The 14,488-nt window shown below is 37.3% G+C and carries 11 protein-coding genes; 5 read left to right on the top strand and 6 right to left on the bottom strand.

What is annotated here, in order from left to right:
• Window positions 1-472 precede the first annotated feature (472 nt).
• The 5 genes from A5866_RS14460 to A5866_RS14440 all read left to right on the top strand — a co-directional run bounded on the left by A5866_RS14460 (window position 473) and on the right by A5866_RS14440 (window position 7,159).
• On the top strand, window positions 473-2,647 hold the full coding sequence (locus tag A5866_RS14460) for a HelD family protein (RefSeq protein ID WP_086445021.1): 2,175 nt from the start codon (window positions 473-475) through the stop codon (window positions 2,645-2,647).
• Window positions 2,648-2,754: 107 nt separating this feature from the next.
• Window positions 2,755-3,345, top strand: a complete 591-nt coding sequence (locus A5866_RS14455) for a hypothetical protein (RefSeq protein WP_086445022.1) — start codon at window positions 2,755-2,757, stop codon at window positions 3,343-3,345.
• 162 nt (window positions 3,346-3,507) lie between these two features.
• Entirely contained in the window at window positions 3,508-4,737 is a 1,230-nt protein-coding gene (locus A5866_RS14450; protein ID WP_086445023.1) for a Tm-1-like ATP-binding domain-containing protein, read from the top strand.
• 131 nt (window positions 4,738-4,868) lie between these two features.
• The gene (locus tag A5866_RS14445; RefSeq protein ID WP_086445024.1) at window positions 4,869-5,693 is read left to right on the top strand and encodes a phosphoenolpyruvate hydrolase family protein; all 825 of its coding nucleotides are present in this window, start codon (window positions 4,869-4,871) and stop codon (window positions 5,691-5,693) included.
• 248 nt (window positions 5,694-5,941) lie between these two features.
• Window positions 5,942-7,159, top strand: coding sequence for a phosphoenolpyruvate hydrolase family protein (locus A5866_RS14440; protein ID WP_254907595.1), 1,218 nt, complete (start codon window positions 5,942-5,944; stop codon window positions 7,157-7,159).
• A 26-nt stretch (window positions 7,160-7,185) separates the two neighbouring features.
• Here the strand turns inward: A5866_RS14440 and A5866_RS14435 are convergent, their stop codons facing one another.
• The 6 genes from A5866_RS14435 to fumC all read right to left on the bottom strand — a co-directional run bounded on the left by A5866_RS14435 (window position 7,186) and on the right by fumC (window position 14,399).
• A complete protein-coding gene (locus A5866_RS14435; protein WP_086445025.1) occupies window positions 7,186-7,710 on the bottom strand; it encodes a GNAT family N-acetyltransferase in 525 nt (174 codons plus the stop codon).
• An 18-nt stretch (window positions 7,711-7,728) separates the two neighbouring features.
• Window positions 7,729-8,088 carry an HIT family protein gene (locus tag A5866_RS14430; protein ID WP_086279904.1) on the bottom strand — a complete coding sequence of 120 codons (360 nt, stop codon included), beginning with the start codon at window positions 8,086-8,088 and terminating at the stop codon, window positions 7,729-7,731.
• 135 nt (window positions 8,089-8,223) lie between these two features.
• Complete coding sequence (locus A5866_RS14425) at window positions 8,224-9,456, bottom strand: hypothetical protein (RefSeq protein WP_086445026.1); 1,233 nt, start codon at window positions 9,454-9,456, stop codon at window positions 8,224-8,226.
• 197 nt (window positions 9,457-9,653) lie between these two features.
• Window positions 9,654-11,663: a methionine--tRNA ligase gene (gene metG, locus A5866_RS14420; protein WP_086445027.1), complete on the bottom strand. Its 2,010-nt coding sequence runs from the start codon at window positions 11,661-11,663 to the stop codon at window positions 9,654-9,656.
• A gap of 149 nt (window positions 11,664-11,812) precedes the next feature.
• Window positions 11,813-13,003, bottom strand: a complete 1,191-nt coding sequence (locus A5866_RS14415) for an NAD(P)-dependent malic enzyme (protein ID WP_086445028.1) — start codon at window positions 13,001-13,003, stop codon at window positions 11,813-11,815.
• Between the two features lie 31 nt (window positions 13,004-13,034).
• A complete protein-coding gene (gene fumC, locus A5866_RS14410) occupies window positions 13,035-14,399 on the bottom strand; it encodes a class II fumarate hydratase (RefSeq protein ID WP_086445029.1) in 1,365 nt (454 codons plus the stop codon).
• Between the last annotated feature and the right edge of the window lie 89 nt (window positions 14,400-14,488).

Here is a 14,488-nt window from a genome sequence, read left to right as displayed (position 1 = left end):
TTACCACAAACTATTTTTATCTTTTTCCCGAAGAGCTAGCCCGCGTAGCTAGGTAACAATAAAAGCGTATCAGGCTCGTTCAGCTCTGACAGAAAAATAGGAAATTATGAATGAGGCGCTTTTTGCCTCATTCATAATTTATCTTTTTTCCGAGGAGCTAGCCTGCGTAGCTAGATAACATATGGTAACAACGTTCCACTTCGCTTCACCTTGTACCATTCAACATCAACTCAGTTCTTCGTTGTGTTTCTTGGCATGTTTCAAAGCAAAAGCTTATTAGGCAGTCCGCATAGCTAAATAGTGCAGCATCCTAATTCTACTATAATTGCTTGTCTATCTTCTATACTTTATCACATTTTACCCAAAAGCTGAATGGACAGCTCCGATAAATTATCAGCTTCTTATAATTGCATTATCAAAAAAAATAGCTTATACTATTCGGTCACGGCAATTTATGTCAGGAGGAATCAATATGTCAAATGATCACACACAAGAAACCCAACATTTGCAACAGGTTTATGAAGAATTAAGTCAAGCCAGAGAAACATACCAAGCTGCTATTGACGAAGTTAGCACTACAGGAAAATCAGTATTGGAGCAATTTGGTGGTGATACAAAATTAAATTTTGATAGTTACTCAGATAATCTGGAAACATTTGCCATGATGGAGATGAAAAATAGAGAAATCGATCAGTTGAACATCCAAAATGCAACTGCAGCTAAGCAACTTGAAAAAGTCGAGCGTTTACTAAAAGTTCCTTATTTTGGAAAAATCGATGTAACATTTCTAGATACGGATGACGATCGTGATGTGTTTTATATTGGCATGAATGATTTTACTAATTTGGATGGAGATTCACGAATCTATGACTGGCGTTCACCTATCGCTTCTCTTTTTTATAATAATGTTTTAGGTGACAGCAGTTATTTAGTTAATAAAACAGAGATTCCTGTAGCCTTAAATCTGAAAAGACAATTAATCATCGAAGAGGATCGTTTAATCAATTTCTTTGATACGAGTCTAGCGATTCAAGATGATATTTTGCTCCATTCATTGGAAGCAGATTCTTCTCAATATATGAAAGATATTACAACAACGATCCAACAAGAGCAAAATGAGATTATCCGTGATGAACGTCATCCACTGCTTTTAGTCAACGGGATTGCTGGTAGCGGCAAAACATCTGCTATCATGCAGCGAATTGCTTATTTACTTTACAATCATCGGACACAAATTACGGCCGATGATATTTTACTACTTTCGCCAAATTCGACATTTATCGATTACATTTCCCAGGTATTACCAAATTTAGGTGAGCGAAACCCTTTAAATCTAACCTTACTGCAATTTCTAAAATTTACCTTTCGTGAAAAAAAGCCGATCGAAAGTGAAGCCGCTTATTTCAATCGGATCACAGCGGAACAAGTGAATTCTCAGCAGAAAGTCATCCAATCTCAAGCATTTACTACATTTATTCAGTCATTCGATGATCCAACGCTGATTCAACAATCTTTGTTTCAACCAATTTTATTCAAACGTAAACCAATTTTTTCCGCTGAACTGATTTTTAATTTATATCAAGAAACACCGAATACTTTATCGATCAGAGACAGATTATCTGCAACAAAAGAAAAATTATCCAGCTTATGGAATCGTTATCTGATTAAACAATCTAAGTCCAAAAAAATGATCGATCAAATGCAAGATCTGACTGAAGCGGAACAGTTGCGTTATTTTGATATGATATTTACCGAAGATGATGAAGAACAACTGACGGAATTTGCATTGCAACGGTTGCAAAAAAAATACCGTAAAGTTGCTGATGTAATTGCTGATACGTCGTGGTTTGATCAATGGTTACTCTTTGAAGCGTTGTATCAACAATACACACGCGTACCTTATAAAAGAACCTCGTCAGCTTATACTGCAGACGAAGTCGTAAGCCTACTACTGATCAAAGATAAATATATTGAAGATTTATCTAATCGACAAATGGCTTTTATTTTAGTGGATGAGGTCCAAGATTATACTGAAGCTCAAATTCTTCTACTGCTAAAACTATTCCCGCAAGCTAACTTTACTTTGGCAGGAGATGAAAATCAGGCTATCTTCAATACATCGATCAGTTTTATGGAATTGAAAGAGTTATTATCTGCTTCTAGCCGTTCAGTCACTTCTTATCAATTATTGAATAGTTACCGTTCAAGCAAGGAAATCACGCAACTTTTCCAAACTTTAGTAACAAATCATGAAAAGCTCAAAATCGTATCGATCCGAAAAGATGGTGAGAAACCTAAGTTTATTCCTTGTGAAAATCAAGATACTTACTTAGAAACGCTCACTTCACTTTTAGCTTCCTTATCTCCTGAAGAAGCGACCGTGATCATTACAAAAACTGGAATAGAAGCAGAAGAATTAGAACAACAGCTGATTAAAGAAAACATCACTATTAAGGCTCAAATTCTTTCCATCGATATGGCAAAAGGACTTGAATTTGACAATGTGATCATTCATGACCCTTCAACCGTACGCTATGGAACAACGGAACGAGAAAAAAAGATTCTTTATACAGCAATTTCTCGTGGTATGAAACAGGTGTTTTTGCCTTATGTTAGAGAGCTTTCTGAGTTGCTTAAAAATAAATAGTTATTGAAGATCATTCAAAAAACAGACTTTAGTCCGATGTTATTATCGTTTTTCAGCAGTAAACTTAATTCCAGTCTGGTTTTTAATTTGATAGGAGGGAATGCTGTTTGAAAAATTTCTTCGAAGAATCTGACTTTCTCAAAACAACGATCCGAAAGAACGTAACGATTAATCGAAAACCTCAAGTTAATACGATTTGGCACTGGGTATTACTGATTCTATTTGGTTTATTAGCTTATGGATCAATGACACAACAGCTTCTTCTGATCGCGATTTTTATTGTTATTGCGGCAATTGTCAAAGGTCCCCTAATGCTTTTATGGAGCGCTGTCTATTCTGCTTTGATCGCCTTTTTTCCGCCTCTTGGACTCTTATTGTCTATTGCATTTTTCTTGATAAATCTTGGAACAGTCGCAAAAAGTTGGCGGATTTCCTTAACCAGTGCCTATTTTTATTTGGTTCCTCTAGTTGGCAGTATTCTTAGAGCTATCATAAAGAATGAGCCGAACTATACCGTTTTGATTTTTGTCGCCTTTAGTATCTTAGGGTTACATTTTTTACTTCATTGGCTATACAAAAATAACAGCTTGAGCCGAAGCCTGACTTGGTCGATCATTAGCGTTCCTTATGCCATAATGATCATGTTGTTACCAACTCGTTTCCATAGACTTAAATCAACTAAAAAATTAAAATTTTAATACTTTTCTCTGCTCATGTTTTGCTTCAACATTATGAGTGGAGTTTTTTTATCCACATTCATATGACATAAATCCTATTTCAGATGACAATAATCCATATCTTTCTTAGAATAGACCTTCTATAATGAAAACGTAAACAAAATTATCGAAAGGAGCATTATCATGAATAAAAGAACTGTAGCGATAGCTGGAACCTTTGATTCCAAATCTGAAGAATTCCTGTTTATCAAAGAACAGATTGAAAAAACAGGCCTAAATACTTTTTTGATCCATACAGGTATTTTCTCCCCTGCATTTGAACCTGACATTACCAATCAGCAAATCGCTCAAGCAGCTGGAACTGATCTCACAGAAATAGCTGCGAATAGAGACCGAGCCCAAGGAACCAAAGCAATCGCCCAAGGATTAGAAGTTTTACTGCCACAATTATATAGTGAAGGTAAATTTGATGGAATCATATCTGCCGGCGGCTCAGGTGGAACGTCAATGGTCGCACCAAGCATGCGAGCCCTACCGATTGGTGTTCCTAAATTGATAATTTCTACAGTAGCTGCTGGTGATGTTAGTGGCTATGTAGGATCAAGTGATATTTTCATGTATCCATCAATTGTCGATGTCGCTGGTCTCAACTCCATTTCCAAGAAGATTTTTACCAACGCAGCGAATGCGATTAGCGGAATGGTCATTAATTTAAGCACTGAACAAGTGTTCGAGAAAAAAGTCATTGCCGCAAGTATGTTTGGTGTAACAACACCAAGTGTTGAAGTTGGTAGACGCTTGTTAGAAGAGCAGGGTTATGAGGTACTTGTATTCCACGCTACCGGTGCTGGTGGCAAGTCTATGGAAAAATTGATTACAGATGGTCATATCGCTGGCGTACTAGATCTGACAACAACTGAATGGTGTGATGAATTATTTGGCGGTAATATGCCTGGTGGAGAACATCGTTTAGAAGCGGCGGCCATAACTGGAATTCCTCAAGTTATATCTTTAGGCGCACTTGATATGGTAAACTTTGGTGCAGTAGACACTATCCCTGAAAAATACCAAGATCGACTTTTTTATCAACACAATCCCATGGTTACCTTGATGCGAACCACCGCAGAAGAAAATAAAAAGCTTGGTGAAAAAATTGCTGAAAAATTAAATCAAGTAACAAGCAAAAGCATTTTGATGCTGCCGCTAAAAGGTCTGTCTAGTTTGGATAGTAAAGGCCATGAGTTCTATGCTCCAACCATCGACCAAGTCCTATTTGATACCTTAACAGCGAACATCAACAATCCTTTAGTGGAAATCATTTCACTAAATTACACTATCAATGATCCGCAATTTGCAACAGCTGCTGCGGAAAACTTAACTCAATTAATGAATACACAAAATCATTATCTCTAGCTTCAAGAGCTAGTCTCTCGAGAAAAAGATAAAAACTAAATGAAACAAAAAGCATCTCAGTTATTTTTTTCTATTTTCTAGTTGAGACTGAACGAACTCTTTCAGCTTTTAAATTTAGGAGGAACGAACTCATGAGAAAAACAAGAACAGAAATCTTAGCCGACTTTCGTCAACAAATCGCTGCAGGAAACATTTTATTAGGCGTGGGAGCAGGAACCGGGATCACCGCCAAAAGTTCTGAAGCAGGTGGAACGGATATGCTGATTATTTACAATTCAGGACGTTACAGAATGGCTGGACGCGGTTCGCTCGCTGGATTATTATCTTATGGCGATGCCAACCAAATCGTCGTGGAAATGGGTGCAGAAGTCCTTCCAGTCGTCGAAAAAACACCAGTTTTAGCAGGGGTATGCGGGACTGATCCATTTCGTGTAATGGATGTCTTCTTGAAACAATTAAAAGAACAAGGTTTTTCTGGTGTTCAAAATTTTCCAACCGTAGGATTAATTGATGGCGTCTTCAGACAAAATTTAGAAGAAACAGGTATGGGGTATGATTTAGAAGTTGAAATGATTGCGAAAGCTCACGAATTAGATCTTTTAACAACACCATATGTTTTTGATCCTGAGCAAGCACGAAAAATGGCACAAGCCGGTGCAGACATGATCGTAGCTCACATGGGACTAACAACTAAAGGAAGTATTGGTGCCCAAACCGCTCTAACGTTAGAAGAATCTGCCAAACGTGTTCAAGAAATTGCAGACGCAGCCAAAGAAATCAACCCAGAAATCTTGGTGATCTGTCATGGTGGACCAATCGCAGAACCAAAAGATGCTCAATACATCATAGAGCATACAACTGGTGTTCATGGCTTTTTCGGCGCTTCAAGCATTGAACGATTTGCTGCTGAAAAAGGAATCAAAGAACAAACTCAAGCATTTAAGAACATTCGTTAAATTTAACTGAAAAAAAATGAGGTTGGGACAGGAGTGTTTAACCCCGAGAAATAAGAAAGAATTCACGAAAATTGCTCTTCAAATTTTTGTGAATTTCAGCTTATTTCCGAAGGGGTTGCTTCTTCTCCCACTGTTTATTCGTATTTAGGGTGTGAAACAACAGTGTTTTTTACTTTTGTCCCACTCCCATTCTTTTATAATGATTTCCGTTTATAATAAAGAAAAGCTTACAGGAAGGGTTGCTTAAAGTGGAACAAAAACAAATGACTCAGCTTAAAAAACAGGTTCAAGCTGGAAAACGAGTTATCGGCGTGGCAGCGGGCTCAGGTTTAGCCGCAAAAGTGGCCGAAAATGGTGGTGCTGACTTCATTTTAGCATTGAATTCTGGAAAATTTCGACAAATGGGGGTTAGCTCCTTGGCAGGCTGGCTGCCTTTTTCGAATGCTAATGAGATGGTGATGGACTATGGTCGAAGAGAGATTTTGCCTAGAGTAAAAAATAGTCCAGTCTTCTTTGGCTTTAACGGAACTGATCCTACAATCAATAAAAAAGAATGGCTACTGGCAATAAAAGCAAATGGCTTTGCTGGAATCAATAACTTCCCAACTGTGGGGATGTTTGATGGTCAATTTAGAGAATGGTTAGACGAAAATAATTTAAGTTACGACCAAGAAGTTGCCTCTATTAAACTTGCACATGAATTAGGGCTACTGACAATCGCCTTTGTCTTCAATCAAACACAAACAAAACAAATGTTAGCTGCAGGTGCTGATATCATTTGTGTTCATTTAGGCCTGACTGGTGGTGGAACAGTTGGTGCAAAAAAGATTCTATCTTTAGAAGCTGGAAAAAAAATAGCCAATGAATTATTTGCCATCTGTGAAAAAGTCGATCCAAAAGTCATTCGCATGATTTATGGTGGACCTGTGGATAGTCCGTTGGATGCAGACTATATGTTTAAACAAACTACGGCTCACGGTTACATCGGTGGTTCTTCATTTGAGCGAACGCCTGTTGAAGACAGTATTGGGCAAATCACTAATAAATTCAAAACAGCTGGCATTCTTGAATCTAATAAAAAGCTTTATCAACTGTTGGAGGAATTAGAACAACATTACGATTATATTGATTTCACTCAAAAATATATTGCCGATCACTATATGGATGAAATCAAATTAACGGAACTTGCAGACATCATGCATGTCAGCCGCCAACATCTAGGGACTTTATTTAAAGAAAAAATGGGAATTACTTTTTCTGATTATTTAACCAGTTATCGACTCAATCAGGCTATCACTATTTTAGAAAATAAGACGGTTTCTATCGGAGAGCTAGCTCAAATGGTTGGATATACTGATGCAGCTTATTTTAGCCGTGCCTTTAAAAAATATACTGGATTTTCGCCAAATGCGTTCCGCTCCTCTAAAAATATGGTGGAAACAGAAGCGGTTGATCCCTCTAACTAAACAGGAATTTCTTCTGTTTCAACCCTTTACTCGCTATTTTTTGCCACTGCTAACTCAATCCAAAATCGCTGAACTATGGTTCCTTCAACCAAATATTCAGCGGATAATATACCTCCATTTTTTTGGATTGTTTTTTTTGAGCTCATATTTATTTTGTCACAGGTAAGCATTACTTTAGAAAATCCACGCTTTTGAAAAATTTCTAGTGATTGAGCAAGTAGCACATTAGCATACCCTTTTCCCCGTTCAAAAGGCACGACACCAAAACCAATATTACCGCCAATTTGTACTAGTCCCTCGGTCAACTTGTATCTTAATTGAACAGCTCCAACTAATTTGTTCGCTACTTCCAGAAAGAGTGTCTCTGCTGGAACAAAATCGTTCTGTTCACTAAGTTTATCTTTTTCAAGTTTCACTAGCCACTCTTGAAAGGTTAGCCCATTTAAATGAACAGAGGATGGTGTTATTTTAGAGGCTCCTGCATTTGTCCATTCTTTGACAAATGCCAAATACTTTTGTTCATCTGTTGAAGTCAACTCTCTTAGAATCATTCCACATTCCCTCCATTTTTAATACTGTTGTTTTGATGGGATCACGCCTCTTACTCCACCTTTTGGATTTGTCATGTCACCAACATATCTAGGAATCAAATGTATATGACAGTGCATAATACTTTGACCTGCATTGATGCCACAATTTGTCCCAATGTTGAAACCATCTGGTCGATAGCTTTCTTCTACTATTTTTTTAGCAACTTTGAGTAATTCGTCAATTGCACCCTTTTCCGCTATAGATAAATCGAAATAGTCCATTTTATGTTTTTTCGGTATAATTAATAAATGTCCTTTACTAACAGGAAATCGATCATAAAAAGCACCAGCTAAATCATTTTCTATCACAAAATCTGTTACGTCACAAAATACACACATGTTTTTCTCCTTTACCCGATAGATTCTTATTACCTATTATAGTCCAATCAATTGCATCTGAATATACAAAAAAAGATGCTCTCTGCGCTAGTCAGTCTAGACTTAGCTGCAGAAAACATCGTTTTTATTCTTTTTTTAAATCGCTCCACCTTTTAATGCTTTATCCAAGGCGTCGTTTAATTTTTTCATTTGCTCTTCATTGAAAATTTCTTTAGCGCCTTCACGTGCTTCTTTCGCATTTTCTTCTGTTACGGCACTTGGGTTAGCTTCGATTTGTTTGATCATTGCATCTAATTGCTCATCCATCAATTTTTGAATTTCAGGATCATCTTTTAAATCACTATAATCAATTGAGTCATCCTCTAAATCTAGCTCCGAATCATCTGTTGCTGCTCCAGTAATATTAGACAAAATAGCTTCTAATTCATCTTGACTGATGATTTCTTTTTTACTTGGCATCTTGATCTTTCCACTATTTTTTTGTGGTGTAACAGCCATTGTCATCACAATACTCATTTTAGCATCGTCTTCATCTGTTGCAGCTAATACCATTTCCATATCAAGTGCTTTTGTTTTTTTGTTGATACTGATCTTGATATCCATTTTATCCAGATCATTTTTTAAAGATTTGATCGCATCTTTCATTTCTTTGGCATCGCCTGATTTTTTGTAGTCTTTATCTTCTTTGGCAACTTCATCGATTTTCTCTAGCATTTTAATAATTTCTTTTTTGGTGAATGTATGTGTCACAACATCTTTATCTTGTGTAAATGATTTTTTATCGAAGCTTTCGATCAGCTTCTTCATTTCGCGACCCATTTTAGAATCCTCAGCATTTGTAAAGGTTTTGTTCTTCAATGGATTGGCTTTTTTGTCCAATTCACCTGAAGTAAGTGTATCGCCAGCTTCAGCAATATCGATATATTTTCCTTTTAATTTATTCAAATCGCTTTTACTTAGTTCTATTGGATAATTAAATGAATTGGCTATATCCAGCATTCCTGAAACAAAACTAGTCGACATGAAGTACTTGTCTTTATCTCCAACAAATTGGAATGGTAATTTTTCGCCAAATAGATTTGCTGTGATTTCCATTTCCATTGCATCTGTTTTTTCATCGATCGCATACTTTCCGTCGATACTCATATCTTTTAATTGGCTAGCGAACATTTTGACATACGCGCCGCCTTCATCACCATCATACTCTAAGTCTTTAATCTTCATTTCAAAACTAGCTGCGTTATACTCGTCTCCCTTAGAATTAAGAAACGCATTAGTAAATTCTTTTCTTGGATCCGATCCACAGGCTGCTAATAAAAAAATCGCAACTCCTGTTATAATCCCCAACATGTACTTCTTCATCTTCATCAAACATTCTCCTTGTTTAGTAACTCAATTTTTTTGGTTCTATCATAATGATACAATAAAATATATCCTTTTGATATAAATTTTAGCGATATTTTCCAAAATATTCGATTTATCTAAAAAAAACCAGAACATCTGCCTAATTTTGTTATTAGACAAATACTCTGATTATTTTTGGTTTAATGATTTTCACACCTCAACTATGCGATACTTGCTCCGTTTGGCATATCTTTTGGTGCATCAATGATTTGTAATTTACCGTCTGAAGATTCGGCTGAAAGAATCATTCCCTGACTGATCTGTCCACGCATTTTTCTTGGTTTTAAGTTTGCTACAATCACAACTTTTTTACCAATCAAGGCACTTGGATCTGGATAAAATTCTGCAACCCCAGAAAGAATTTGACGATCTTGTTCATCGCCTGCAGCTAAGCGGAACTGTAGCAATTTATCAGCCCCTTTGACTTTTTTACAATCAATGACTTCTGCTACTTTTAATTCTACTTTATCAAAATCTTCATACTTGATTTCTTTTTCTTTTGTTGAAATAAGCTCTGTTTCTTCTGGGTCCCATTTGATTTCTTCTGTTGTTGTTTGGGCATTTTGAGCCATCTTCTTTTGAATATATAGCACTTCAGTGTCAATCTCTAAACGAGGGAAAATAGGTGTTCCTTTCGCAACAACTTTAATTTCTGTTGGAAACTCACCGAAATGGATTGCTTCCATATTCATTGTTTCAGGATCTAACCCTAATTGTTCAAAGATTTTTGTCGGAGTCTCTGTCATCACAGGCTGTAATAAAATCGCTACGATACGTAAGCTTTCAGCTAAATGAACCATAACACTGTCCAACTCATTTTTCTTTTCTTCATCTTTCGCTAAAACCCATGGTTGTGTTTCATCGATATATTTATTAGCGCGCGAAATCAATGTCCAAACTTCAGCAATTGCTGTGTTAAATTCCATTTTTTCCATTGCTTCATGATATTTACCAATCACATTTGCAGCGGTTGTTGATAACTCGCTATCAAATGGCGTCACTTTTGAAGCATATGCTGGAACATGTCCCTCACAATATTTATTGATCATAGCAATCGTACGGTTTAATAGATTACCTAAATCGTTCGCTAGATCATAATTTAAACGAGAAACAAAATCTTCTGGTGTAAAGACTCCGTCACTGCCAAATGGAATCGCACGTAATAAGTAATAACGTAGCGCATCTAGACCATAGCGATCAACAAGGATCTCAGGATAAACGACATTCCCTTTAGATTTAGACATTTTTCCGTCTTTCATCAATAACCAACCGTGACCGAAAATTTTCTTCGGTAATGGTAAGTCTAAAGCCATCAACATGATCGGCCAATAAATCGTGTGGAAACGAACGATTTCTTTTCCGACCATATGAACATCTGCCGGCCAGTATTTTTGGAATAAGCTATCATCGTCTGAACCATACCCTAAAGCGGTGATATAGTTTGATAAAGCGTCGATCCATACGTAAACTACATGTTTTGGATCATTTGATAAAGGGATTCCCCATGAAAATGTCGTACGTGATACAGCTAAATCTTCTAGACCAGGTTTGATAAAATTATTGATCATTTCATTTTTACGTGATTCTGGTTGGATAAATTCTGGATGTTCATTGTAATATTCCAATAAACGATCCGCATATTTACTCATACGGAAGAAATAAGATTCTTCTTTAACTAGCTCAACTTCGTGACCACTTGGTGCTTTCCCACCGATTACTTTGCCTTCTTCGTCACGGTAAACTTCTGCTAATTGTGTTTCCGTAAAGTATTCTTCATCTGAAACAGAGTACCAACCTTCATATTCGCCAAGGTAAATATCCCCTTGTTCTAATAAACGATCAAAGATTTGCTGCACTGCTTTTTTATGGTAATCATCTGTTGTACGAATAAATTTATCGTAGCTGATATCAAGTGTTTTCCATAATTTTTGGACATCTGCGGCCATTTTATCAACATATTCTTTTGGTGTAACGCCTAATTCTGAGGCTTTATTTTCAATTTTTTGTCCATGTTCATCCACACCTGTTAAGTAAAATACGTCAAAGCCCATCAATCGTTTGTAACGAGCCATCGCATCACAAGCAATCGTTGTATAAGAATTGCCGATATGTAGTTGTCCACTTGGATAATAAATCGGGGTAGTGATATAAAATGTTTCTTTTTCTGACATGTAGAAACATCCTCCTTTTAGCATTCTCTTGAATTTACTCCTAGATAGTATACCATACTTGGCTTTATTGAACTAGAAATCCTTGTATTTTCTCTAGATAAAAAAGCTGCTGCCAACTCCACATTGGCTCAGCTGGCAGAAACTCTCTATTACTTGTACGCTGATGTTCGAATAACCCCATCTTGAACAGCCGCTTCAGCTACTTCTCGAATGATGACATCTACCACTTCTTGATTGAAAGGGGATGGAATAATGTACTCACTGGTTAACTCTGATTCTGGGATGATTTCAGCAATGGCTTTTGCAGCAGCTAATTTCATATTTTCCGTAATTTTCGTAGCGCCTGCCACAAATGCCCCTTTAAACAAACCAGGAAAGGCTAGTACATTGTTAATTTGATTGGGATGATCAGAACGTCCTGTTCCAACGACCGCTGCCCCTGCATCGATCGCATCTTGATAGTCAATTTCCGATTCAGGATTGGCCATTGGAAAGACGATTGCACCAGTATTCATAGATGCTACCATTTCTTTAGAAACTAATTTAGGTGCAGAGACGCCGATAAAAACATCTGCGCCGACCATTGCTTCTTCTAGTGAACCATTGAAATGTTCTTTGTTAGTAATTTCCACGATTTCTTTTTCTAAAAAGTCCATGGGTCTTTCCATCGTTTTGGATAATGCACCATTGATATTAAAGGCAATAATATTCTTAACACCAAAATGATGAAGCATTTTTATGATAGCACTGCCAGCAGCACCTGTTCCCGACACAACAACGTTGATTTCCGCTACATTTTTATGAACAATTTTTAATGCATTGATCAATGCAGCAATCGTAACGATTGCTGTGCCATGCTGATCATCATGAAAAACTGGAATATCTAGCTCTTCGATCAATGTACGCTCAATTTCCACACAGCGAGGTGCTGAGATATCTTCTAAGTTGATTCCGCCAAATGTGGGCGCCATCGCTTTGATGATGTTGATGATTTCTTTAGGGTCTTTAGTATCTAAACAAATTGGGATCGCATCAATTCCAGCGAATTCTTTAAATAGCAATGCTTTGCCTTCCATAACTGGCAAAGCAGCTTTTGGTCCTATATCCCCTAAACCCAAAACGGCTGTTCCATCTGTTACGACTGCTACAGTATTGCCTTTCCAAGTATAATCGTAAACAGAATTTGGACTCTCATGAATTTTTCTACACGGTTCTGCAACGCCTGGTGTGTAAGCCAATGATAGATCCTCTTTTGTTTTCACTTCGACCTTTGAATGAACATCGATTTTTCCGCGCCATTGTGCGTGTGCTTTTAAGGCTTTTTCATAAATGTCTGGCATCTTTTCTCGTCCTTTCCAAATGAACCACTGTTTATTTTCCTAGCATCTGCTCTGGTTTGACCCAAGCGTCATAGTCCGCTTCTGTCACTAATCCTAACGACAGTGCTGCTTGTTTTAGTGTTGTATTTTCTTGAAATGCTTTTTTGGCGATTTGCGCACCGTTATCATAACCGATATGTGGATTTAATGCCGTTACTAGCATCAAAGATTGCTCAACATATTGAGTCATTTTTTCTTGATCCGCTTTCATTCCAACTAAACAGTTTTGATTAAATGAGCGCAATCCATCCGTAAGCAATTGAATACTTTGAAGTAAGTTGTAAGCAACGACTGGCATATAAACATTTAATTCAAAATTTCCTTGTGAGGCACTGATGCCAATGGTCGTGTCATTGCCCATCACTTGAACAGCGATCATTGTTAACGCCTCACATTGAGTTGGATTGATTTTCCCCGGCATGATGGAGCTTCCTGGTTCATTAGCCGGAATCGTGATTTCTCCCAACCCACTACGGGGACCACTTGCCATCCAGCGAATGTCATTTGCCATTTTCATCGCATTTGCCGCTAAAGCTTTTAAAGCACCCGATGTAAAAACAGCCGCATCTTTACTTGCTAACGCATGGAATTTGTTGGGATCTTCAGAAAATTCACTATCAGTCTCTGCATTCAAATAGTTAAAGAACAACTCAATGTACTCGTTTGAAGCATTTAGCCCGGTTCCAACTGCTGTACCGCCAATTGCTAACTGTTTAAGCTCTTGTATCGCCAATGCTAACATCTGGAAACTATGTTCTAGTCCCGAACGCCAACCGCTGATTTCCTGTGCAAAGGTTACGGGGGTGGCATCTTGCAAATGAGTTCGACCGATTTTTATAATTTTTTCATTTTCATTTTCAAGTCTTTGCAACGTTTGAATCATTTGTTTTATGACTGGAAACAACTGTTGTTCGATCAACTGCACAGCTGCTATGTGAATCGCTGTCGGAAAAACATCGTTTGAGCTTTGTGACATATTGACATGGTCATTGGGATGAACTGTCACGCCAGTATTAGCAGCTAAATGGGCAATAACTTCATTTACATTCATATTCGTTTGTGTACCACTACCTGTTTGCCATAATGACAAAGGAAAATGTTGATCAGCTTCACCCTTAATAATTTTATCGGCTGCCATTTGGATAGCCTCACTGATCGAGGTTTCTAATTTCCCCGTTGTTTCATTTGCTTTAGCAGCCGTTTTTTTTATTAAAGCAAGTGCTTTAATGAGGGCGTTAGGCATTTTCTCGATACCAATGTTAAAATTTTGACGACTACGTTCGGTTTGTGCACCCCAAAATGCTGACTCTGGTACTTGAATTTCTCCCATAGAATCTTTTTCAATTCGGTAAGACATTCTTTGAATCCTCCCTTTTTTTATTTACTATCACTATACTTTAAACGAATCACGATTTACAGTGAAATTCATTTTTTCTCAAAAAAGAA

This window comes from Enterococcus sp. 12C11_DIV0727 (assembly GCF_002148425.2).
In the GTDB taxonomy this organism is placed as follows: domain Bacteria; phylum Bacillota; class Bacilli; order Lactobacillales; family Enterococcaceae; genus Enterococcus_L; species Enterococcus_L lemimoniae.
This window is presented reverse-complemented; position numbering and strand designations above follow the sequence as displayed.